Source organism: Ruminococcus bromii (assembly GCF_928721825.1).
Lineage (GTDB): Bacteria > Bacillota > Clostridia > Oscillospirales > Acutalibacteraceae > Ruminococcoides > Ruminococcoides bromii.
Genome location: NZ_CAKMVP010000003.1, coordinates 1696258 through 1719656, shown reverse-complemented (window position 1 = coordinate 1719656; position 23399 = coordinate 1696258). Strand labels below are relative to the sequence as shown.

Here is a 23399-nt window from a genome sequence, read left to right as displayed (position 1 = left end):
ATTTCATTTTTATCATAACAAAGGCATATGTCAACCAAAAGGTGAAAATCATTCGCCAAAGCTGATGCCCATTTTTCTTGCTGTTTCAACAACCTCGCTGTCTTTCGGAACGCTCTTGAGCTTGCCTGCGATGTCCTTAAGAGGAACGGCAACTACCTTATTATTTACAAGGGCAACCATTTTGCCGTAGTCTTTATTGATAATAAGCTCTGCGGCTTTAACGCCGAAACGAGTTGAAATCACTCGGTCATAGGCATCGGGACTGCCGCCTCTCTGGAAGTGACCCGGTACTGTAACCCTTGTTTCCTGACCTGTTGCCTCCTCAATATCGTGGGCAATCTGATAGGAAATTGACGGATATTTCATCTCTGCAACAGCAGCTTTTCTCTGCTTTTTAGGCAAAGCTGCAATTTCTTTTGAAATTGCACCCTCGGCAACTGCAAGAATTGAAAAGTTCTTACCGCCTGCGGTTCTTGACTTGATTGTCTTTACAACCGAGTTGATGTCGTACGGAATTTCGGGGATAAGGATAATATCCGCACCGCCTGCAATACCTGCATAAAGGGTGAGCCAGCCAACCTTATGTCCCATAACCTCAATAATGAAAACTCTGCCGTGAGATGTTGCGGTTGAATGGATACAGTCGATTACATTTGTTGCAATGTCAACGGCACTCTGAAAGCCGAATGTCTTGTCTGTACCCCAAAGGTCGTTGTCGATTGTCTTAGGAAGTGAAACCACATTGAGTCCCTCTTCACGAAGAAGATTTGCGGTTTTTTGAGTTCCGTTGCCACCGAGTACAACAAGACAGTCAAGACCAAGCTTTTTGTAGTTCTTCTTCATAGCCTCAACCTTGTCAACGCTGTTCTCGTCAACAACACGCATAAGCTTGAACGGCTGTCTTGATGTGCCGAGAATCGTACCGCCCATTGTGAGAATACCCGAAAAATTCTCGGGTTTCATCTTTCTTGTTTCGCCGTAGATAAGACCTCTGTAGCCGTCAATAATGCCGATGATTTCAACATCATTGCCAAGCTGATTATAAAGTGTTTTTGCAACGGCACGGATTGTTGCGTTAAGTCCCTGACAATCACCGCCGCTTGTTAAAATGCCTACTCTTTTCATTGTTCGGAGTCCTCCTTTTTCACTTCAACGGGTACAATCGGAGTTCCGACAGTGCTCGCATATGTTTTTTTCATTGCCTGCTTTTGAGCCTTTAACGCAAGCTTTGAAAAGAATTTCTGACAATTCATCTTATGCTTGCCGCGCTTGTCAACAGACTTATATACACCTGTTGAAAGCTGTTGGCGTGCATTTACGGTATCCTTAAATGAAACCGTGATAACCTCCTGCACACGCTTTTTGATATCCTCGTCCTCAACAGGGAACACAAGCTCAACTCGTCTGTCGAGGTTTCTCGGCATCCAGTCGGCACTTCCCATATAATAAAGCGGATTTGAATTGTTTTCAAATATGAATATTCGGCTATGCTCCAAAAGCTGACCGACAATTGAAACTACTCTGATGTTCTCGCTGAATCCATGGACTCCCGGAACAAGACAGCAGATACCTCTTACGATGAGGTCAATTTTTACGCCTGCATTTGACGCATCGTACAAAAGGCTGATGATTTCAGGATCAACAAGCGAGTTCACCTTTGCGGTAATTTTGGCCGGAAGTCCGAGCTTTGCGTTCTCGGTTTCCTGAATAATCATAGCCTCAAAGAACGGACGCATTCCGTGAGGTGCAACGATAAATTTGTTGTATTCAGGCGGAGTTGAGTAACCTGTCAATACATTAAAGAGTGATGATGCGTCAACACCGTATTCTTCACGGCAGGTGAACATACCGATATCGGTATAGAATCTCGCCGTACTGTCGTTATAGTTACCCGTACCCATATGCAAATATCTTCTGATTCCGTCCTTGTCTTTTCTTACTACAAGACAGATTTTGCAGTGAGTTTTAAGTCCTGTAAGACCGTAAATTACATGACAGCCCGCCTTTTCAAGCTTTGTTGCCCACTGAATGTTGTTTTCCTCGTCAAATCTCGCCTTGAGTTCAACAAGAACAGTTACCTGCTTGCCGTTTTCAGCCGCCTTGATAAGAGCCGCAACAATCGGTGAATTTCCGCTGACACGGTACAAGGTTTGCTTGATGGCAAGAACATTCGGATCGGTTGCCGCCTTTTTGACAAAATCAACCACAACATCAAAGCTTTCATAAGGATGATGCACAAGTCTGTCCTTTTCACGGATAGCCTCAAAAATATCGTCATAACCGCAGAATTCCGCAGGCGGATTTACGGGAACGATTGGTTCAAAGCACATATCCTCACAGCCCTTAATATGAGCAAATTTTGAAAGGAATGTAAGGTCAAGAGGACCTCTCTGAAAGTAGATTTCACGCTCCGTAACATCGAGAGCGTCAACAAGAAATTCACGAATTTCTCGGTTGCATTTCTTGCCGAATTCAAGACGAACAGGTTCTCCTCTCTTACGCTTTCTGATTGACTTTTTAATTTCAGCCATAAGATCCTCGGTATCCTCGTCAATGTCAAGGTCGGAATCTCGGGTGATTCTGAAAGGATCGTACTGCTTAATGTTGTAAAGCTCAAAAAGCTCGCCGAGGTGCATTGCGATTATTTTTTCAAGCAGAATAAACGCTCTGCCCTCGTGAGTCGGAAGCTCAAGAAATCTCGGAAGAATTGACGGAACCTGAACCAATGCGAAAAATTCTTCATTCTCGGCATTTGTAAGGCGAACAGCAATGTTAAGGCTTTTGTTTGCAAGCATCGGAAACGGACGGCTTGTATCGACAGCCATAGGCGTCAATACGGGGAAAACTACTTTTTCAAAGTATTCCTCAACAAACGCTTTCTGGTCGCCGTCAAGCTCGTCAGCCTCTTTGAACACAATGCCTGCCGAACGAAGTGACGGAATTATTGAACGGTTGTAACAGCTGTACTGCTTTTTGGCAAACTCGTGAATTTTTTCAACAAGTCCGTCCATAACCTCTGTAGGAGTCATGCCCGATGCGTCACGGCTTGTTCTGCCGTGATGAATCTGGTCAAGCACACCTGCAACACGAACCATAAAAAATTCGTCAAGGTTCGACGCCGTAATTGAAAGGAAGTTGCATCTTTCCATAATTGGGTTGGTCTTTTTGAACGCCTCTTCAAGCACTCTTGCATTAAAGTCAACCCAGCTTAATTCTCTGTTAGTATAAGGCATCTTTTGCCATTTTGACATAAGCTTTGCTTTTTCGGATGCTTTTTTATTGTTGTTTTTTGAATTTGACATATAATTCACCACCATAAAAACTGATATATAACCCAATTTAATATATCTGATTAAGTATAAAATACGAAACGGATTATTTCAAGCGAATTGCACTAAATTTTACCTTTGGCAACGCATTCTTTACATATATTTTACAATAACACAAATAAAATTGATTTGCAATAGATTTGACAAAATTCGCAAAGATAAAACCAAAATTTTCTTTTTGCAAAATATTCAAAAAATCTCAAAAAATATTGTTTTAATCTCTGTATTATGTTATACTTGCGTTGATTGTTTTATTTACAGATTTTAAAAAATTCTAAAGAAAATGAGAGGTAATTATCATGAGTAAAAAAAGAGGAAGCTTTTCCGGCGGACTCGGATTTGTATTTGCCGCTGCGGGAAGTGCAGTAGGCTTGGGAAATCTCTGGAGATTTCCGTATTATGCAGCTAAGTACGGCGGCGGAACATTTATCTTTATCTACATAATCCTTGCGCTTACATTCGGCTTTTCACTTTTGACTGCCGAAATCGCAATTGGCAGAAAAACAAAGCTAAGTCCGATTCTCGCCTACAAAAAGCTATGCAGCAAATTTTCGTTTTTAGGCTACCTTGCAACGCTTGTTCCTATAATCATTATTCCGTACTACTGCGTTATCGGCGGTTGGGTTACAAAATATATGTGCGTTTATGCACAGGGACTTGTTGCCCCTGCGGCACAGGACAACTTTTTCTCGGACTTTATTTCCGACCCGTTGTCACCCATTGTGTTTTTCTTAATATTTATGCTGTTGAGTGCAGTGGTAATTATGCTCGGAGTAAACAAGGGCATTGAGCGACTGAGCAAATTTTTGATGCCTGTTCTGCTTGTTCTGACAGTCGGAATTTCAATCTACACACTCACGCTCCCGAACGCAATGGAGGGTGTTTCGTACTACCTCATTCCCGATTTCAGCAAACTGTCAATTTGGACATTTGCGGCAGCACTCGGTCAGCTGTTCTTCTCAATGAGCATTGCAATGGGAATTATGGTAACCTACGGTTCATACACAAAGGATGAGGTAAACCTCACAAAGTCGGTTAACCAGATTGAGATTTTCGACACAGCCGTTGCACTTCTCGCAGGTCTTATGGTAGTTCCTGCGGTTTATGTATTCAGCGGTGAAGAAGGTCTTGGTGCAAGCGGTCCCGGACTTATGTTCATCACACTTCCAAAGGTATTCAACGAAATGCCTGCCGGCGTAATCATAGGATTTTTGTTCTTTATTCTTGTATTCTTTGCAGCTATCACAAGCTCAATCTCCGTAATGGAAGCAATTGTTTCTTCGCTTATGGACAAGTTCAAGCTCACACGAATCAAGTCCTGTCTTATCGTTATAGGCATCTGCCTTATTATGGGTATTCCGTCGTCACTCGGCAACGGTATATGGTCAAATGTTAAGATTCTCGGAATGGACTTCCTTACATTCTTTGACTTCTTGAGCAACAGCATTATTATGCCGATTGTCGCACTTTGCACTTGTATTCTCATCGGCTGGGTTATCAAGCCAAAGACTATTGCAGACGAAGTCACAAGGAACGGCGAGCGTTTCAGCAGAAGGGCTTTGTTTGATGTTATGATTAAATATATAGCTCCAATCTGCCTTGTGTTCATCTTAATTTCCTACACACTTGCGCAGTTCGGCATTATTTCACTTTAACCCGACACTTTAACACGATTATTTATGAATTCAGGCAGTAATATCACCGAAATGAATCATAAGTAATTGTCTTTAAATTAAGCATACAACAATTAACTATTCTCCGTTTATCCCATAAACTCTTGAAATTATATGCAATAATTGGTATAATTACAGTTACAGCTCATTTGCTGAATTTTAGGGAGGACAAATACTATGTGTCAGAAAAAACCATTTTACATTACAACACCTATTTATTATCCGTCAGGCAATCCCCACATCGGTCATTGCTACACCACCGTTGCGTGCGATTCTATCGCCCGTTACAGACGAATGCAGGGATACGATGTTATGTTCCTTACGGGTACGGATGAACACGGTCTTAAAATTGAACAGAAGGCTGCCGAAAAGGGTGTTACTCCCAAAGAGTATGTTGACGAAATTGTAAAAACCTTTAAGGGCTTATGGAAATTTATGAACATAAGCTATGACAGATATATCCGCACAACAGACGATTACCACATTGAAACAGTTCAGAAGATTTTCAAGGAGCTGTATGACAAGGGCTACATCTACAAGGGCGAATACAAGGGCAAATACTGCACCCCCTGTGAAAGCTTCTGGACAGAAAGTCAGCTTATTGACGGCAAATGTCCCGAATGCGGACGAGAGGTTACAGAGGCAAAGGAAGAGGCATACTTCTTTAAGATGTCACCTTTTGCCGACAGAATTGAAAAGCTCCTCACGGAGACAGACTATTTACAGCCAAAGACAAGAGCGGTTGAGCTTGTAAACAACTTTATCAAGCCGGGACTTGAAGACCTTTGCGTATCGAGAACAACCTTCAAATGGGGCATTCCGGTTACATTTGACGAAAAGCATATTGTTTATGTTTGGATTGACGCACTTTCAAACTATATCTCCGCTCTCGGCTACAAGAATGAAAAATTTGACGAATTTGACAAATACTGGCCTGCCGATGTTCATATGGTAGCAAAGGACATCATGCGTTTTCACGCTATCATCTGGCCTGCAATGCTTATGGCTCTTGACCTTCCGCTTCCAAAGCATCTTGCCGTTCACGGCTGGATTACTTTCAACGGACAGAAGATGTCAAAGTCACTCGGCAATGTTGTTGATCCGTTTGTACTCGGCGAGCGTTACGGCGCTGACGCAATCCGTTACCACATTTTGCGTGAAATGGCTCTCGGTGCAGACAGCTCGTTTTCAAACGAAATTATGATTAACCGTATCAATTCCGACCTTGCAAACGGTCTTGGCAACCTTGTTTCAAGAACAGTTGCAATGGTTCAGAAATATTTTGGCGGCACACTTCCCACAGAGCGCGAGAGCGGCGAATTTGACGATGACCTTATCGAAACCGCAACATCGCTCCGTGCAAAGGTTGACGATTTCATGGACAAGACTCAGCTCCAGAACGCACTTGCCGAAATATTCAAGCTTGTTTCCCGTGCAAATAAATACATTGACGAAACCGCTCCGTGGGTTATTGCCAAGGACGAAACAAAGAAAGCAAGACTCGCAACGGTTCTCTACAACCTTCTTGAGGCAATCCGTATTGCCTGCACCCTCCTTTCGGCATTTATGCCAACAACAATGCCAAAGGCTCTTGAGCAGATCGGTGCTTGTGAAAAATGTGCCGGCTACGAAAACTGCGACAAGTTCGGTGTACTTCCTGCTGATGTCACGGTTCACAAGGGAGATGCACTCTTCCCACGAATTGATGTTGAAAAGGAAATTGAAGAACTCAACAGCATTATCAAGAACAACGAGGGTGAAAGTGAAGAAACAAAGGCACTCCGTGAAGAGCTTGAGGGTGTTGCACAGATTGGCATTGATGATTTTGCAAAGGTTGACCTCCGTGTGTGCGAGGTTAAGACCTGCGAACCCGTTAAAAAGAGCAAAAAGCTTTTGCAGTTCACAATTTTTGACGGTGTAAAGGACAGGACCGTTGTCAGCGGTATTGCAAACTACTATAAGCCCGAAGAGCTTATTGGCAAGAAGATTATTCTTGTTCAGAACCTCAAACCTGCAAAGCTTTGCGGTGTTGAAAGCTGCGGTATGATTCTTTCTGCAGTTCACGGCGATGATTTAAAGGTTGTCTTTGTTGACGATATGCCTGTCGGCTCAAAAATCTGTTGATTTATGTTCGTGTAGACAGTTTAATAAATTAAAAACTATCAATGCCCGAGCGTAACTGTAGGAGCGGATGTCATCTGCTCGCACGGCGAGCCGCCGGCAGCGTGTCGCTGCACCCAATTCGTGAAGACAGTTTGCAATATAAAAATATATTATGCCCGCACGGCGAGCCGCCGTTCCCCTTTCGTGTAGACAGTTTGATAAATTAAAAACTATTTATGCCCGAGCGTAACTGTAGGGGCGGATATTATCCGCCCGCAAGCAACGGCAGAAATCATATGATAAATAAAACTGTATAAATGTGAAAAGTTAATTTTTACTGAAAACTGAAATTGAATTTTCACCTATATAAAACCATTATTTAATGTGGGCGGTCAATGACCGCCCATACTTTTAGGGAGATACACCGATGTCACTTTACAACAACATTTTCGATGCGCACGCACATTATGACGACAAATGGTTTGACGATGACCGTTTTGAACTTTTGGAAAACATTCACACAAAGGGTGTGTGCGGAATTGTCAACAATGCGGTTGACCTTGAAACGGCAAAAACCTGCATTGAATATGCCGAAAAATATGATTTTATGTATGCCGCAGTCGGATTTCATCCCGAAAATCTCGAAAATATTCCGGATAATTATCTTGAACAGCTTGCACAGCTTTCAAAACATAAAAAGGTTGTCGCAATCGGCGAAACAGGGCTTGATTATCATTGGAACATTCCGAAAGACTTGCAAAAGCGTGTTTTTGAGGAACAGATCAGGCTTTCTCTTGACCTTGAAATGCCGCTTATAGTTCACGATCGTGAGGCTCACGGTGATGTGTACGATCTTCTGAGAAAATACAAACCAAATGCGCTGGTTCATTGCTTTTCTGGTAGTGTTGAGCTTATGCGTGAGGCGGTTCGCATGGGAATGTACATCAGCCTTGGCGGTGTTGTTACATTCAAAAATGCCCGTCACAGCCTTGAGGTCGCTTCGGAAATTCCGCTTGACAGGCTTCTGCTTGAAACCGACGCTCCGTATATGGCGCCCGTGCCGTTCCGCGGCAAGCGTTGCGACAGCTCTATGATTGTCTATGCCGCTGAAAAAATCGCATCTCTGCGTAATATAAGCATCTCAGAGCTTCTGCAAATCACCTGCGACAATGCAAAACGATTTTACAATATTGACGATTGATTCATAAAAAACACGGTCGGAATCCTCGTTTGGAAATCCGATCGTGTTATTTTTTCATTATTTTAGTAGTGGCGAACCGTGTTTGCCACTACTAACAGACAACTACTTTTATATAAAAAACGGTCGGGAAGACAGTGTTTTGCATTTGCAAACTATCTTCTCGACCGTAATTTTACATTTTCAATTTTTAATTTTCCATTTACTTACATCATTCTTCACTTGCGTGTTTGCGCATATTCTTGTGCAGGAAGAAAAGTCCGATAGAAATTATAAGAAAGACTGCCGAACAGATTGCAAGTGCGATAAGCACGCTGTTCATACTCTGAACAAAGAGGTTGTAGAAAGCTCTTGATTCAATATTGATTTTGCTCACATAGCCTGTTGAAAACAAAACAGCAGGGATAATTCCCACCGTAATAAATGTTCCGGATGTTGCGTAACAGATATATCTGACCGCCCTGTGCTTCCAACGGTTTGCAAAGATGATAATCACACAAAGGATTGCGGCAAAAACTACCAGACCGCCTATTAGAAGCGGCATCATATCTTTCAAGGTCGTGAGATACGGCGAAAGCATTGAAAACATCGGTATTCTGAGATTCGCCTCATAAACAGACGCAGCTTTATTTATAAGATATTCCCTGCTGTCACTGCTTGCAACCTTAACATTATTTTTCTTTATGTAGCTGTCAAGCTCTGAATTAAAACGCTGACGAAAGGCAACCGTGCTGATTTTTGCCGAGCCGCCGTTATAATAGCTTTCAAGGTAATCCTCTGTATCGTCATGAATTGTTACAGTTTCAACCACATTACCAAAAAAGCTTTCTTCAAGACCCGAAGCGTAACCGAGGTCAACAAGCTCTCTTGTTATTTCGTCCTTTTTGTCGGTAAAATAATTGGTTGTGTTCATATTGTCGAGAATATATGAGGGATTCAGAATCGTGGCTTCAAGCATCACCGAAATTGAAAGCAGAAGCAACACAAATGACAAAACAAACGAAAGCAAGCAGAAAACAATACCTCTTATCTTAGAATGCATATCAGTTGCCCCCCTTATCTATCTGGGTTCCCGACACAAGCTTTGCATACACGAAAAATCTTTTTGATGTGAGTCCCAATTCATCAAAGGGATAACAGGTGTACATTATCAGATTTTCGTAATCAGCAGAAAGGTCGTAGGCGCTGCTGTCGTTAGCACTTTTTACGGCTGTATCGGTAATTTCATACACATAGTTACCGTAGCTTGTCTTAATTTCAACCCTTTGACCAACCTGAGCATTTTTCAAACCGTTAAAATAGATATTGTTATGACCTGCAACAAGAATTGTTCCTCCGTAACCGGGTACAAAACTGCCTGCGTAAATGCCTACGCCGTTTCTCAAAGCAACATCACCGTCGCCAAAAAACAGATTTGCATCAACATTGCAGTCACTTATTATGAGTTCACCGAACAGATTGCCATAACCTGGGTACTGAACGGAATCTTTTTTTACATATGATTTTTCCTTACCGTCAGAATCTTTCTTGGTCACGGTAGGAACAGTTGCGTTTTCTGACACGGGCACAAAAATATTATCGTACTCTGTCGAATAATCCTTTTCATTATCCGAAAAGAACATACCCATAGCCGAAATTATCGGAGAAAATGACGGAACAAACGCCAAATACAGCACCAGATATGTTACCAGACAAAATATAATGGGAAGAATTATAAAACCCTTCCCATTCTTTGATCTATGACCGTGTCTGACTTTTTTATCAGACATTTAAATCAAGCTCTTTCTTTCTTAGTTTTTACAAGGTAGAAAGCTCCGCCTGCTACCATAATGAGTGCTACTGCAGAAACTGCTGCAACACCGCTGAAATCAGCTGCAACACCTGTTGTCTTGATTGCGCTGCCGTCTTTAACCTGTCCAACCTTTGAAAGAGTAGGAACAGCTGAGAATGCAACCTTGCCGTTTGCGTCATAAATTGTAAGAGTCTTTGTTGATGTGTCATATGACATTGTCATACCAAGAACACCTACGCCCTCCTTACCGTAAGCAAGAAGTGTCTGCTTCTGAGCAAATGTGAGATCTGCGATGTTAGATGCGCCTGAGTTCTCAAGGAAGCTCTCGCCCTTCTTGAGTACAGCGAGAATCTGTGATGACTCATCTGCTGTCATGTCAATTGTGTTAAAGTAGTTCTCAGCCTGGTTTACAAACTCGCTCGGAATAACCATCTCTGAGCCGTTCATCTTAACAGATGTTTTGAGTTCGTCAAGAACAGCCTGCTCACTGTCATTGATGCCTGCTGCAAAAGCAGTGAAAGCCGTTGCTGCAACAAGGATGAGTGCTACTAACATTGCTGATAATTTTTTCATAGTTCATACCACCTTGTATTATATTTTGTTTTCATCAGCAAGAAGCTTTACGGATTCATCGGCACAATACGCATCTGCAAGCCAAAAGCCGCAGGGAGTACAATGGAAAACTTCACCATCTAACTTCTTTGTACAGTATTATACACCACACCTCGGATTTTGTAAAGTGTTTTGTTATAAATATTTGTTATATTTTAAGAAACGACAATCCTGTTGTCAAAATAGATGATTTCATTGTGCATTATGTCGTTCCGATTGTGCATTATGCCGTTCCGAATCAATTAAATACTTTGTCACACCATGTCGGTTTCGTCTGGACTTTGTATTTTTATCCGTCTTTGCACATCATTTTTGCATAAAATATACATACTGGTTTGTAAATTACTCCTTGAACAAATATCCGTGCAGCGGCTCTGCCTGCATATTTACAGTAATTGCTTTCTTATCATGACATATTGTGACATATTAATATATGAGTAGAAATTTTATCGGTTATTTACCTTATTTTTGTTTATTTTTTTAGCGAATTTAGCTGAAATTGTCTTTAAAACTGCTTTTTCGTGTGCTTATTAACCATTTTCAGACGAATAGTTATATATTTTATGTAAGTTTTGTACATACAGAAAATTTGTCCAACCCGAAAATCCGCAAAATAAACTAATTTTTTCCTATAATAGATTCCTTTGTCATATTGATTTTTTTACTGATTTCACATATAATGGAAGTGTCATGTTTTAAAGATTTTTGTGCTTTTGTACCGTTTTCGCCTGTAACACTTTTGTTTCGGCTGCGGCATTGTCTTGCCATATGTGAGCAAAAGCCGGGAGGAGTATTATTTAATGGAAATATCATTTAAGGACATAACGAGAATAATAAAGAAAAACTTGGTTTTTATTGCAGTGCTTTCTCTTTTGTGCGCTACAGTATCTTTCTTTATTACTACCTTTTTTATTCCGAAAACCTACACCTCAAGTGTAAAGCTATATGTTGAAACCAACTACAAGAGCCAGTCGGCATACGAGGATTACCAGAGTGTAAACTATGCAAAAAATCTTGTGCTTACATATATTGAGCTTCTTGATTCAAACTCATTCTACAATCAGATTTCCGAAGCGCTCAACGAAAAGTACACAGCGTCACAGCTTAAATCTATGATTAAGTTCGAGAGCATTGAAGATACCGAGGTATTTAAGGCTCTTGTAAATTCGAGCAGTCCTACCGAATCAAAAAGAATAGGCGACGCAATTGCGAAGATTGCACCAAAGACGATTGCAAATGTAAAGGACAACGCAAAACTTAAAATTGTTGACAAGGCAACTCTTCCAAAAGCTCCTGCTTCACCGAGTGTATCCAAAAATGTGATTATCGCATTTGCGGCAGGTCTTATCATTGCTTTGATTGTTTCATTCGTCCGTGACTTCCTTGATGTCAAAATCAAGTACAACGAAGAGATGACAACCGTTCTTGACCTTCCGCTGCTTGCCGCTATTCCCGACTTTGAATATTTTTCGAATCAAAAGGCAGCCGAAAAGAAGTACGGCAACTATGAATCGGGTTATTAATGTTAAAGGAGTGAAGCTGCAATGAAAAAGACTAAAATAGATCGTTCAATTGACACCGAGGCACTCGGCTTTCAGGTTCGTGAATCATACAAAACAGCCAGAACAAACATCGCATACTCAATCTTTAAAAAGGGCTGCAAAAAGGTAGCGTTTACCTCGTCAACAAAGGGCGAGGGCAAAACGGTAACATCAATCAATGTTGCGTCTGCACTTGCTCAGCAGGTTGGCACAAAGGTTATCGTTGTTGAATGTGACCTTCGCCGTCCGAGAGTCAACACCGCACTCAAAATCTCACCTACCCCCGGCATTACAAATTACCTTAACGAGGAATGTTCTCTTAAAGAGGTCACCAAGGATACAAAGATTGAAAACCTCAAGGCTATTACCTACGGAGCTATTCCGCCAAACCCGTCGGAGCTTCTTGCAAGTGAAGCTATGGCAGAGCTTATAAAAACCCTTGAAAAGGATTATGACTATATTATTTTTGACACACCGCCAATCGGCGTTGTTATTGACGCTCTTCCCATTATGAAGGCATCTGACGGTGTTGTTATTGTTGCAAGAAACAATTCAACGACATACCCCGAGCTTGAAAGGACGGTTGAGGTTATTAAAAGAACCGACGCAAAAATTCTCGGTGTTATTCTTAACCGTGTAAAGCCTCACGAAACCCGCAAGGGCAAGGGCTACTACTCAAGATACGGCGGATATTACAAAACAGAAACAAAAGACTGATAACAAGCCGCCTGCGTAAGCATAAACTAACAGGCTCGTCCTGTCCACGGAGGGGAAAATGGAATCCGCAAAAAGCAAAAGTATAAATAAAATTGCGTCACCAAGCGGACACGCAATTAAAAAAAAGCCTGTTTATGATTTTTTCAAACGGATTTTTGACATTGTATGTTCACTCGTCGCTTTAATAATCCTTTCACCTGTATTTCTCATTCTGGCAATTCTTGTTAAAGCAACAAGCGAAGGACCTGTATTCTTTGTTCACCAGCGTGTAGGAAAAGGCGGAAAAACCTTAAATATATATAAATTCAGAAGTATGGTGACAAATGCCGAGGAGCTTATCAGGCAGTTCACTCCCGAGCAGAAGGCTGAGTATGAAAGAAATTTCAAGCTTGAAAACGATCCCAGAGTCACAAGGGTCGGCAAATTTATGAGAAAAACAAGCCTTGACGAGCTTCCTCAGCTTTTCAATATTTTAAAAGGCGATATCTCTGTTGTGGGACCAAGACCCGTTATGGAGGTTGAAACTGAAATTTACGGCAACTACCGTGATATGCTTTTGAGCGTTAAGCCGGGGCTTACGGGTTTCTGGGCGGCAAACGGCAGAAGCTGTACTACATACACACGCAGAAGAGCAATGGAAATTTGCTATATCAAAAACCGCTCTGTCTGCTTTGACCTGAAAATCATTCTCAAAACTATCACCTCTGTTTTCAAGGGTGAGGGTGCTGTTTAAGGAGGCAGAGTTTTGAAAGCTGTTATACTTGCGGGAGGGTACGGAACAAGAATTTCCGAGGAATCCCAGTTCAAACCTAAACCAATGATTGAAATCGGCGGAATGCCGATTATGTGGCACATTATGAAGCTGTACACTCACTACGGCATAAACGAGTTCATCATCTGTGCAGGTTACAAACAGCATGTAATCAAGGAATGGTTTGCCGACTATTTTCTTCACACATCCGACATCACCTTTGATTTTACTCAGGATGATAAGATTATTGTACATAACAAAAGAGCCGAAAAATGGAAGGTTACTGTTGTTGACACAGGTCTTGACACGATGACAGGCGGCAGACTTAAAAGGGTTCGCAATTTTATCGGAGATGAGCCGTTTTTTATGACCTATGGCGACGGTGTTTCCGATATTGACATAAACGCTCTGCTCGATTTTCACAAAAAACACGGTAAGCTTGCAACTATGTCAGCCGTAAAGCCCGAAAGCAGGTTCGGTGTGCTTGATTTGTCGGAGGACAGCAAAGTCAGGGCGTTCCGTGAAAAGAGCGATATCGACTCAGGCTGGATTAACGCAGGCTTTATGGTGCTTGACCCAAGGGTTCTTGACTATATAAAGGACGACACAATAATGTTTGAACGCGAGCCTATGGAACAGCTTGCGGGAGAGGGTCAGCTTATGTGCTTCAAGCACAACGGTTTTTGGCAATGTATGGACACATTGCGTGACAAGGAAAGACTTGAAAAACTATGGAACGAATGCAAAGCTCCGTGGAAAGTGTGGTCATAATGACGCTTGATTTTTATAAAGGTAAAAAAGTGTTCGTTACGGGACACACGGGATTCAAGGGCAGCTGGCTGTGCAGACTGCTTGCGAATGCAGGCGCAGAGGTAACGGGTTATTCACTTAATCCGCCGACCTCACCGTCACTTTTTGAAATTGCAGATATTGAAAGCGATGTGAAATCGGTTATCGGAGATATCCGCAATTTTGACTCTCTGAAAAAGGCATTTGATGAGGCACAGCCTGAGATTGTACTTCATCTTGCAGCTCAGCCGATTGTGCGCGACAGCTACAAAATGCCTGCGTACACATATGAAACAAATGTTATGGGAACGGTAAATATTCTTGAGTGCGTAAGGCAGTCAAGCTGTGTAAAATCGTTTCTCAATGTAACAACCGACAAGGTTTATGAAAACAGGGAATGGCAGTGGGGATACCGTGAAAACGAACCGCTTGACGGCTTTGATCCGTATTCAAACAGCAAAAGCTGCTCGGAACTTGTAACCCACAGCTACAAAAATTCTTTCTTTGCAGACGGAAGAACGGCAATTTCCACAGCGAGGGCAGGCAATGTTATCGGCGGCGGAGATTTTGCAAACGACAGAATCATTCCCGACTGCGTGAGAGCCTTGGAAAAGGGCGAGGATATTATTGTAAGGAATCCGTTTTCAACAAGACCGTATCAGCATGTTCTCGAACCGCTTTTTGCCTATCTTATGATTGCAAGGGCGCAGTACGGTGATATTAAGCTTGCCGACTGCTATAATGTTGGTCCCGATGAATGCGACTGCGTAACGACAGGCGAACTCGTTGATTTGTTTGTAAAGTATGCGGGAAATATAAAATGGGTCAACAAAAGTGAAAAGAATGCAGTCCACGAGGCAAGCTTTCTCAAGCTCGACTGTTCAAAGCTAAAGGCTGTTTTTGGCTGGAAACCCCATTGGCATGTTGATGAAGCAGTGAAGAAAACGGTTGAATGGTCGCGCTGTTATATGAACGGCGGTGATGTTCGCCGCTGTATGGACGAACAAATAAACGATTTTCTTAAAAGCAGAATCTAAGACTCCTGCGGATGATATAAAAGAGGTTAATTTATGAAAAAAGCAATTGTAACAGGCTCAAACGGCTTTGTCGGTTCAAATGTCTGCAAAAGACTTTGTGCCAAGGGTGTAAAGGTTTTTGCAGTTGTAAAAGACGAAAACGAAAAAATTGAAAATATAAAAGACCTTAACGGCATTGAAATCGTGTATTGCGAGCTTGATGAGATTGAAACCTTGGCTGACAGAATTTCCGACAGAGATATTGATGTTTTCTACCACTTTGCATGGGTAGGTTCGGCAGGACCGCTCAGATGTGATGAAAATGTTCAGCTTAAAAATGCACTCTGGACAGCAAGAGCGCTCAGAACGGCAGACGGTATGCAGTGTAAAAAATTTGTCAATGCCGGTTCTATTATGGAAAAGGAAACCTACACCGCTGTTTACACTCAGGAAAGCAAGCCGGGACTTCCGTACATTTACGGTGCAGGCAAGCTGATTGCAAGGGCAATTTGCAAGCCGATTGCAAACAGCCTTTCAATTGACCTCTGTTGGGCAGTTATTACAAACGCGTACGGCGTCGGTGAGCTTTCGCCCCGTTTTGTCAATTCTACAATCCGCAAAATTATTGCAGGCGAACCGCTGCAGTTTACTGCCGCAACACAGAACTATGACTTCATCTATATTGACGATGTTGCAAGAGCGTTTGAGGCAATCGGAGAATACGGCAAAGCAAATAAAGAATATACTATCGGCAGCGGAAACGCAAAACCGCTCAAGGAATTTATCCTTGAAATGCAGCAGGAGCTTGCCCCCGAAGCAAAGCCGATTTTCGGCGATGTTCCTTTTACGGGAGTAAATATGCCGCTTGAGGCATTTGATACAGCCGATATTGAAGCCGACTGTTATTTCAAGCCCGAAATCTCATTTGCAGAAGGCACAAGAATGACTATGGACTGGATTAAGTCGGTTGACTAAGAAAATACAGAGGGCGAAATGTAACTTTCGCCCTTTCTATGTGTAAAGGGTACTGCTTACATAGAAAAACATTATAAAAGGGAGAATAACGATGATTCAGAAGTTTGAATTTTGTAATACAGATTTTGAAGGCGCGTATCTTATCAAGCCGTTTTGTGCAACAGATGTAAGAGGTGCATTTATAAAGGATTATTCAAAGGAAGTTTTCGAGGCAAACGGACTTGAACACAACCTTGCGGAGGTTTTCTACACAGTATCTCACAAGGGCGTAATTCGTGCGCTTCATTTTCAGAGAGTTCACGAACAGGCAAAGCTGGTACGGTGCATTAAAGGCAAGGTTTTTGATGTTATCGTTGACCTCCGCCCCGAATCACCTACATTCAAAAAATGGCAGGGCTTCTGTCTTTCCGAAGAAAATATGAATGAACTCTATGTTCCCGAACATTTTGCACACGGCTATCTTGTGCTTGAACCGTCTGTTGTTTCATACAAATGCGGTGAAAAATTCTACGGCGAATATGATGACGGCATTATGTACAACGATCCAGATTTGGGAGTTGAATGGCCGTTTGATGAAATCGGCGGTATTGAAAATCTTATTATTGCCGACAAAGATAAAAATCTTCAGACTTTTAAGGAATACGAGGATAAGTATCTTAAGTAATTTTTATGTTACGACTACTTTTTCACGGAGGGTAAAATGAACATAGTATATTCAAGCTCCGACAGCTATGCCCCTATTGCCGGTGTGTCAATAATGTCACTCTTACACAACAATACCGATGCCGATGAAATCAACATTTATATGATTGACAACAATATCTCAGATGAAAACAAAAAGAGATTTGAGAATATGGTTGACAAATTCGGCAGAAATATTGTTTTTATTCCCCGCCCTGATCTTAACAAAATGTCAGGTGTTGATATAGAAGTCGGAAGATGGAACATCAGCACATTTTTCAGACTGTTTCTCTGCACGATACTGCCTGATAATCTCGACCGCTGTATTTATCTTGACTGTGACACGGTTGTGCGTCACTCTTTGAGAGAATTTTGGGAAACAGATCTGGAAGATAAGATCGTTGCGGCAGTTGACGATTGCCGAAGTGACCGTTATAAAACCGAACTGAATCTTCCGTGCGACAGCACTTATACAAATAACGGTGTTTTGCTGATTGACCTTAAAAGCTGGAGAGAGATGAATGTGGAAAAAGACTTTCTCGATTTTATTATTGCTCACAACGGCAACATCACCTATGTTGATCAAGGGGTTCTTAACGGTGTTCTTGCCAAAAAGAATCTTGTAAAGGTTATCCATACCAAATACGACGCTATGACTGTTTTCTTTGATTTTAATTTTAAAGATCTTATGAAGGTGCGTCGTCCCGAGCATCATCTGAGTGAAGAAGAATACATTGAGGCGGTAACCGATCCTTATATAATTCACTACACCTCGTGTTTCCTTTCGGGAACACGCCCGTGGAACGAAAATAACAATCATCCCTTTGTCGGGGATTATCTCAAATATAAATCAATGTCACCGTGGAAAGATTTTCCGCAATATCCCGATGTCAGAAAGAAATCCAAAAAAATGATGACGAGTGTATGCAATGCCATGCCGAAAAGAATGATGATTGCAGGTATCTCACTTGTTCACTCAAAGTTGTACCCAATGGTACGCTCACTTAAAGGAAAAAGGCGGGGCCGATAATGAAAATTCTGCTTGTTAATAAATACCACTATGTAAAAGGCGGAAGTGAAACCTACTATTTCGGTCTTGCAAAACTTCTTGAGGAACACGGTAACGAGGTTATTTATTTTGCAATGCAGGACGAAAAAAATTACGCTTGTCCGCAATCCGAATATTTCTCAAAAAATGTTGATTTCAATAAAAGTATGTCTGCCGTTCAAAAATTAAGTGCGGGTTTTCATGCACTCTACTCATTTGACGCTAAAAAAAAGATTGAGAAACTTATCAAAGATGAAAAACCCGACATTGTACATATCAATCTTGTTCACCGTCACATAACGCTCTCAATACTCAATGCTATTCAAAAGTTCAATATACCCGTTGTGCTGACTGCACATGATTTAAACTGTGTGTGTCCGACACACACCATGCTCTGTGACGGAAAGGTTTGCGACCGTTGCGTAAGGGAACACAGTTATAAACCGGCAATCGAACAAAAATGTGTAAAGAATTCGGCTATGCAAACATATCTTGCTGTATTTGAAGCGAAAAATTACGAGCGGATGCATATGTACGATAAGATAGATTTCTATATTTGTCCTTCCGATTTCTACCGCAGACAATTTGTTGAATCACACATAACCAAAAATCCAATCGTTCATTGGGTAAATTTTTTGCCGTCAGGTACTCAATATCACCTTTGTAAGGATATTGACGATTACTTTCTGTTTTTCGGCAGATTATCAGTTGAAAAGGGGCTTATGTCGCTTGTAAAAGCTTATCATAAGGGAAATTTTGAAAACAAGTTGTATCTTGTGGGTGACGGTCCTCTTAGGAAAGAGCTTGAAACCTATGTAAAAGAAAACAATTTGACCGACAAGGTTATCTTTACAGGTTTTCAGAGCGGTGACGAATTAAAGAAGTATGTTGAACACGCAAAGTGTGTAATCCTGCCGAGTGAATGGTATGAAAACGGTCCGTATTCAATTCTTGAGGCAATTGCGGTCGGCAAGCCTGCAATCGTAAGCAATTACGGAGGACTTCCGGAAATTGTTGATGACGGCATTACGGGTTTTATCTGTGAACCCAATAATCCTGACAGCCTTTGTGAATGTCTGAAGAAAATGAACAGTCTCTCGGATGACGAATACAGCAGAATGTCAGAGTCTGCACTTAAAAAAGCCAAAGACAGCTGCGACTGCGAAGCATACTATAATAAGCTTATGAAATGCTACAAGGAACTGATAAAGGCTAAGGGCGGTAATAAAATATGATCTTATTAAAAATATACTGGCGAACAAAAGCCGCAATAAAAAAACTATGCTTTAAAATTATGTTTGGAAAGAGATTTTCGGTCGGAAAAAATACGACCTTTCGCAAAAATTTCGGCCTTTACCTTGAAAAAGGTGCATCAATAAAAATCGGACATGATTGTTTCTTCAACCGTGGCTGTTCCGTTAATTGCCTCGAAAGTGTCGAAATCGGCAATCATACCATTTTCGGAGAAAATGTTAAAATTTATGACCAGAATCATAAATTCAGGGACAGAACTAAGCTTATCCGTGAACAGGGATATTCAACAGGTCGTGTAAAAATCGGAAACAACTGTTGGATTTGCACCAATGCAGTCATTCTCAAAGGCGTTGAAATCGGGGATAACAGCGTTATCGGTGCAGGTTGTGTTATTCATCATGACATTCCCGCAAATTCTGTTGTAAAAAGCAACGGCGGTATTACTATTGAAAGTTTGGACTGATTATGGACAATAAAAAAACAGTTGCATATCTGACAAGACACACAGTTTCAAACTACGGCTCTGTTTTGCAGGCATATGCAACACAAACAGCACTCGAAAAACTCGGCTGTAATGCTGTATGCATTAATTATTACAGAACCGATGAAAAAACAGAGAATATAGTTGATACGAGGCTTAAAAGCGTAAGTGCAAAATGGAATAAAAACGCACTCACCAGACTTTTTTTTAAGGCGACCCAAAAGCCCGTCTATAAATTTGCTGACAAACGCTTTGAAGAATACAGAAAAATTGTCAAGGTAACGGACAAAGAATATAACAGCGAAGCAGAGCTTAAAAGCGATATTCCAAAAGCTGACATATATATGACAGGAAGTGATCAGGTGTGGAATACCGTTGTCTGTGGAGAAATTGATCCTGTTTACTTTCTGTCCTTTTTGCCAAAAAAAGTAAAAAAGATTGCATATGCCGCAAGTTTTGGCGGTGCGAGTGTTGAAGAAAAAAACAAAACAAGAATAAAAAGTTGGCTTAAAGAATACAACAAAATCACTATCCGTGAAAACAGCGGAATTAAAATTGCATCAGAACTGGGAATTCACGCAGAGCAGGTTCTTGATCCGACATTTTTGCTTGATAAAAACGAATGGGAAAAGCTTATTCCGAATCGCAAATGCGATGAAAAGTATGTGCTTGTATATCAGCTTCACCCAAATAAGCAGTTTGATGCATACGCAAAAGAGTTTGCAAAGAGAAAAGGGTTAAAACTTTACAGGGTAAGCCATTGTTTTCATCATATTGTCCGCAGCGGAAAATTTATCTGTTGTCCGCCTGTCGGTGAATTTTTATGGTATATAAAGAATGCAGAATACTTTCTTACCGATTCATTTCACGGTACAGCTTTTTCGATAGGACTTAACACTCAATTTGCAGATGTTCTGCCCAAGAGCTACAGCGAAAGAATTTCGAGTATTCTGGAACTGATAGGATATGAGAATCGAATTTTAAAGAGCTATGATGACTTTAAAATTGCAGAGGAAAAAATTGATTTTAATAGGGTAAACGAGATAATCTCAACCGAAAGAAAAAAATCGTTTGATATTCTGAAGGATATGATAGGTGATTAATTGTGAACAATATAATGCAACTTGGAAAAAGCTGCTGCGGTTGCTCCGGATGTGAGCAGATATGCCCTAAAAATTGTATATCTATGAAACCGGATTCCGAAGGATTTTTATATCCCGAGGTTGATGAAAGTATCTGCATTGAATGCGGAATTTGTATTAAACATTGCCCTATTTTGACCGATGTATCAAGATGCAATATTCCAAAAGTATATGCTGCAAAATACAAAGACCGTGGAAGTACATTCAAAAGTACTTCCGGCGGACTTTTTATACCTATCGCAAAATCCGTTCTATCTATGGGCGGTGTTGTTTTCGGCTGTGCATATGATGAAAACCTTGTTGCAAAACATATTAAGGTTGAAACCGAAGATGAGCTTTACCGACTGCAAAGTTCCAAATATGTTCAAAGCGACACAAGAGGAATTTATAAACAGGTTAAAACCGAACTTGAGAACGGCAAAGAAGTTCTTTTCAGCGGCACAGGCTGTCAAGCAGCGGGACTGCGTTCTTTTCTCGGCAAAGATTATGGTAATCTGCTGATTACAGATATTGTATGTCACGGTGTGCCGAGCCCAAAACTTTTCAAAAATTATATTGACTATATGGGCAAAAAGCTCGGCGGCACATTAACCTCATATAACTTTAGAAGCAAAGAAAAGCGTGGTTGGGATCTGTACTATAAAGCTGAAAACGGTCAAAAAAGCAAATCTGATTATGGCTTTTTTGACCCATACTACAGTGCTTTTCTGTACTGTAAAACCTACCGCGAAAGTTGTTACGAATGTAAATTTGCCAACAAAAATCGCGTAAGTGACATTACCCTTGCCGACTACTGGGGAATACAAAAATTTCATCCCGAATTTTTTGATGAAAACGGTGTTTCCCTCGTCCTTGTAAATACCGAGAAGGGCAAAAAATACCTTGAAAAGATAAAAGACAAGCTTGAAATAATTGAGTCTGATTATAACAAAGCCTCTGTTATGAACGCAAATCTTGTACATCCCTCAAAACGACCAAGTTGCAGGGATTCAATTTATGACGGTTTTGACTGCGGCAACTTTGAAACATATGCCAAAACTAAGCTTGCTTTTAAAATAAATCCAAAAACCAAAATCAAAAAAATGATTCCTCTCGGAGTAAAAAGGTTTCTGAGAAAATTACGCTGATAAAGGAAGGAAAACCGATAATGAGGGTACTGCAAATTGCTGTTGGAATAAACGGCGGAGGTGTCGGCGCTGTATTATTAAACTACTACAGCCATATGGATCATAATGATGTAAAATTTGATATTGTCATTGATGATCTTCCATCGGTAAAAAACGGCAGTCTTAATGAAGCCACTTTTAAACAGATGGGTTGCAATATTTTTCGTGTCACACCAAAATCAGTTAATCTGAGAGAAAATATCCGACAGGTAAGCGAGATAATGAAAAACGGCAACTATGATGTGTTACATTCTAATATGGAGGAATGGTCGGCACTGTACTGTTGTATAGCAAAAAAATACGGTATAAATACACGCATTGCTCATGCACATCTTGCGTATGTAAACACACCGAGCCTGATTAAAAAAATGTACAACCGTGTTTTGAAAACAGGTTTAAAACACTATGCGACTGATTTTTTTGCTTGCAGTCGTGATGCGGGAAAATACCTTTTTGGTGATTCTATTCTTAAAAAAGATAATTTTAAGGTTCTTCCAAACGCAATAGAAACAAACAAATACATTTATAATTGCGAAACAAGGAACAGAATAAGAAAAGAATTTGGAATCAGCAATAATACATTTGTGGTAGGATTTGTCGGAAGATTATATTATCAAAAAAACCCCGAGCGTATGATCAGAATTTTTAATGAAATCTGCAAAAAGCACACTGATTCTCAACTTGTCATTGTAGGTGATTATAAAAGCTATTCCAAATTCTCAGAACTTACGGATTATGCTAAAAAAAACGGCATTTACAACCAAATCATCTACACAGGTCTGCGTCAGGATGTACCCGATGTTATGCAGGCATTTGACGCATTTGTTCTTCCCTCTCGTTACGAAGGTTTCGGAATAGTATACATAGAAGCGCAAACCGCCGGTCTTATGACATTCGGAACAGCAAAGGTAGTACCCGAAGAAGTCAACTGCACAAAACTTATGAACTTTATTGATTCAAAGAAAACTGACAAAGAATGGGCAGAAATTATTCTGAATAAAAGCTTAAACTATACAAGGGAAGATCTGTCAACTGAAATTCGAAATTGTGGTTTTGAAATAGCCGTTGAAGCAAAGAAATTGCAAAGATTTTATATTGAAAAAGCAAGCAAATATTAACTACCGGAGGCGG

Annotated in this window: 21 protein-coding genes; 16 read left to right on the top strand and 5 right to left on the bottom strand. The window is 40.9% G+C overall.

What is annotated here, in order from left to right; genetic code table 11:
* Positions 1-48: 48 nt before the first annotated feature.
* Both QDI94_RS08535 and QDI94_RS08530 read right to left on the bottom strand, forming a co-directional pair.
* The gene (locus QDI94_RS08535; protein ID WP_101029703.1) at positions 49-1125 is read right to left on the bottom strand and encodes a 6-phosphofructokinase; all 1077 of its coding nucleotides are present in this window, start codon (positions 1123-1125) and stop codon (positions 49-51) included.
* Positions 1122-3302 carry an RNA degradosome polyphosphate kinase gene (locus QDI94_RS08530; RefSeq protein WP_101029702.1) on the bottom strand — a complete coding sequence of 727 codons (2181 nt, stop codon included), beginning with the start codon at positions 3300-3302 and terminating at the stop codon, positions 1122-1124. The genes QDI94_RS08535 and QDI94_RS08530 overlap by 4 nt, the downstream gene beginning before the upstream one ends.
* A 326-nt stretch (positions 3303-3628) precedes the next feature.
* Between QDI94_RS08530 and QDI94_RS08525 the strand changes: the two genes are divergently transcribed.
* The 3 genes from QDI94_RS08525 (at position 3629) to QDI94_RS08515 (ending at position 8306) form a co-directional block, all read left to right on the top strand.
* Positions 3629-4984, top strand: coding sequence for a sodium-dependent transporter (locus tag QDI94_RS08525; protein ID WP_101029701.1), 1356 nt, complete (start codon positions 3629-3631; stop codon positions 4982-4984).
* A 195-nt stretch (positions 4985-5179) separates the two neighbouring features.
* Positions 5180-7126 (top strand): methionine--tRNA ligase, encoded by a 1947-nt coding sequence (gene metG, locus QDI94_RS08520; RefSeq protein ID WP_278868307.1) that lies wholly within the window; start codon positions 5180-5182, stop codon positions 7124-7126.
* A gap of 406 nt (positions 7127-7532) precedes the next feature.
* Positions 7533-8306, top strand: a complete 774-nt coding sequence (locus QDI94_RS08515) for a TatD family hydrolase (RefSeq protein WP_278868306.1) — start codon at positions 7533-7535, stop codon at positions 8304-8306.
* 208 nt (positions 8307-8514) lie between these two features.
* Here the strand turns inward: QDI94_RS08515 and QDI94_RS08510 are convergent, their stop codons facing one another.
* From QDI94_RS08510 to QDI94_RS08500, 3 genes are read right to left on the bottom strand one after another with little or no spacing between them, the layout of a single operon-like run.
* Positions 8515-9345, bottom strand: a complete 831-nt coding sequence (locus QDI94_RS08510; protein ID WP_278474578.1) for a hypothetical protein — start codon at positions 9343-9345, stop codon at positions 8515-8517.
* 1 nt (position 9346) lies between these two features.
* Positions 9347-10072 (bottom strand): class D sortase, encoded by a 726-nt coding sequence (locus QDI94_RS08505; RefSeq protein WP_278868305.1) that lies wholly within the window; start codon positions 10070-10072, stop codon positions 9347-9349.
* A gap of 5 nt (positions 10073-10077) precedes the next feature.
* Positions 10078-10668 (bottom strand): hypothetical protein, encoded by a 591-nt coding sequence (locus tag QDI94_RS08500; RefSeq protein ID WP_278474581.1) that lies wholly within the window; start codon positions 10666-10668, stop codon positions 10078-10080.
* Positions 10669-11507: 839 nt separating this feature from the next.
* Here QDI94_RS08500 and QDI94_RS08495 point away from each other — a divergent pair.
* The 13 genes from QDI94_RS08495 to QDI94_RS08435 all read left to right on the top strand — a co-directional run bounded on the left by QDI94_RS08495 (position 11508) and on the right by QDI94_RS08435 (position 23386).
* Positions 11508-12230 (top strand): YveK family protein, encoded by a 723-nt coding sequence (locus QDI94_RS08495; RefSeq protein ID WP_101029695.1) that lies wholly within the window; start codon positions 11508-11510, stop codon positions 12228-12230.
* Positions 12231-12251: 21 nt separating this feature from the next.
* Positions 12252-12965, top strand: a complete 714-nt coding sequence (locus QDI94_RS08490; RefSeq protein WP_101029694.1) for a CpsD/CapB family tyrosine-protein kinase — start codon at positions 12252-12254, stop codon at positions 12963-12965.
* Positions 12966-13023: 58 nt separating this feature from the next.
* A complete protein-coding gene (locus QDI94_RS08485; RefSeq protein WP_278474247.1) occupies positions 13024-13698 on the top strand; it encodes a sugar transferase in 675 nt (224 codons plus the stop codon).
* Positions 13699-13710: 12 nt separating this feature from the next.
* Positions 13711-14487: a glucose-1-phosphate cytidylyltransferase gene (gene rfbF, locus QDI94_RS08480; protein WP_101029692.1), complete on the top strand. Its 777-nt coding sequence runs from the start codon at positions 13711-13713 to the stop codon at positions 14485-14487.
* Positions 14487-15542, top strand: coding sequence for a CDP-glucose 4,6-dehydratase (gene rfbG / locus QDI94_RS08475; protein ID WP_187128358.1), 1056 nt, complete (start codon positions 14487-14489; stop codon positions 15540-15542). Before rfbF ends, rfbG begins: the two co-directional genes overlap by 1 nt.
* A gap of 33 nt (positions 15543-15575) precedes the next feature.
* Positions 15576-16496: an NAD-dependent epimerase/dehydratase family protein gene (locus QDI94_RS08470; RefSeq protein ID WP_178586287.1), complete on the top strand. Its 921-nt coding sequence runs from the start codon at positions 15576-15578 to the stop codon at positions 16494-16496.
* Positions 16497-16587: 91 nt separating this feature from the next.
* Entirely contained in the window at positions 16588-17160 is a 573-nt protein-coding gene (gene rfbC / locus QDI94_RS08465; protein WP_101029689.1) for a dTDP-4-dehydrorhamnose 3,5-epimerase, read from the top strand.
* A gap of 36 nt (positions 17161-17196) precedes the next feature.
* Positions 17197-18207: a glycosyltransferase family 8 protein gene (locus QDI94_RS08460; RefSeq protein WP_278868304.1), complete on the top strand. Its 1011-nt coding sequence runs from the start codon at positions 17197-17199 to the stop codon at positions 18205-18207.
* The gene (locus QDI94_RS08455; protein ID WP_278868303.1) at positions 18207-19460 is read left to right on the top strand and encodes a glycosyltransferase family 4 protein; all 1254 of its coding nucleotides are present in this window, start codon (positions 18207-18209) and stop codon (positions 19458-19460) included. Before QDI94_RS08460 ends, QDI94_RS08455 begins: the two co-directional genes overlap by 1 nt.
* Entirely contained in the window at positions 19457-19942 is a 486-nt protein-coding gene (locus tag QDI94_RS08450; protein ID WP_178586291.1) for an acyltransferase, read from the top strand. Before QDI94_RS08455 ends, QDI94_RS08450 begins: the two co-directional genes overlap by 4 nt.
* A 2-nt stretch (positions 19943-19944) precedes the next feature.
* The gene (locus QDI94_RS08445) at positions 19945-21063 is read left to right on the top strand and encodes a polysaccharide pyruvyl transferase family protein (protein WP_101029685.1); all 1119 of its coding nucleotides are present in this window, start codon (positions 19945-19947) and stop codon (positions 21061-21063) included.
* A 14-nt stretch (positions 21064-21077) separates the two neighbouring features.
* Complete coding sequence (locus QDI94_RS08440; protein WP_341460972.1) at positions 21078-22229, top strand: Coenzyme F420 hydrogenase/dehydrogenase, beta subunit C-terminal domain; 1152 nt, start codon at positions 21078-21080, stop codon at positions 22227-22229.
* A gap of 20 nt (positions 22230-22249) precedes the next feature.
* Positions 22250-23386, top strand: a complete 1137-nt coding sequence (locus QDI94_RS08435) for a glycosyltransferase (RefSeq protein WP_278868299.1) — start codon at positions 22250-22252, stop codon at positions 23384-23386.
* The last annotated feature ends 13 nt before the right edge of the window (positions 23387-23399 follow it).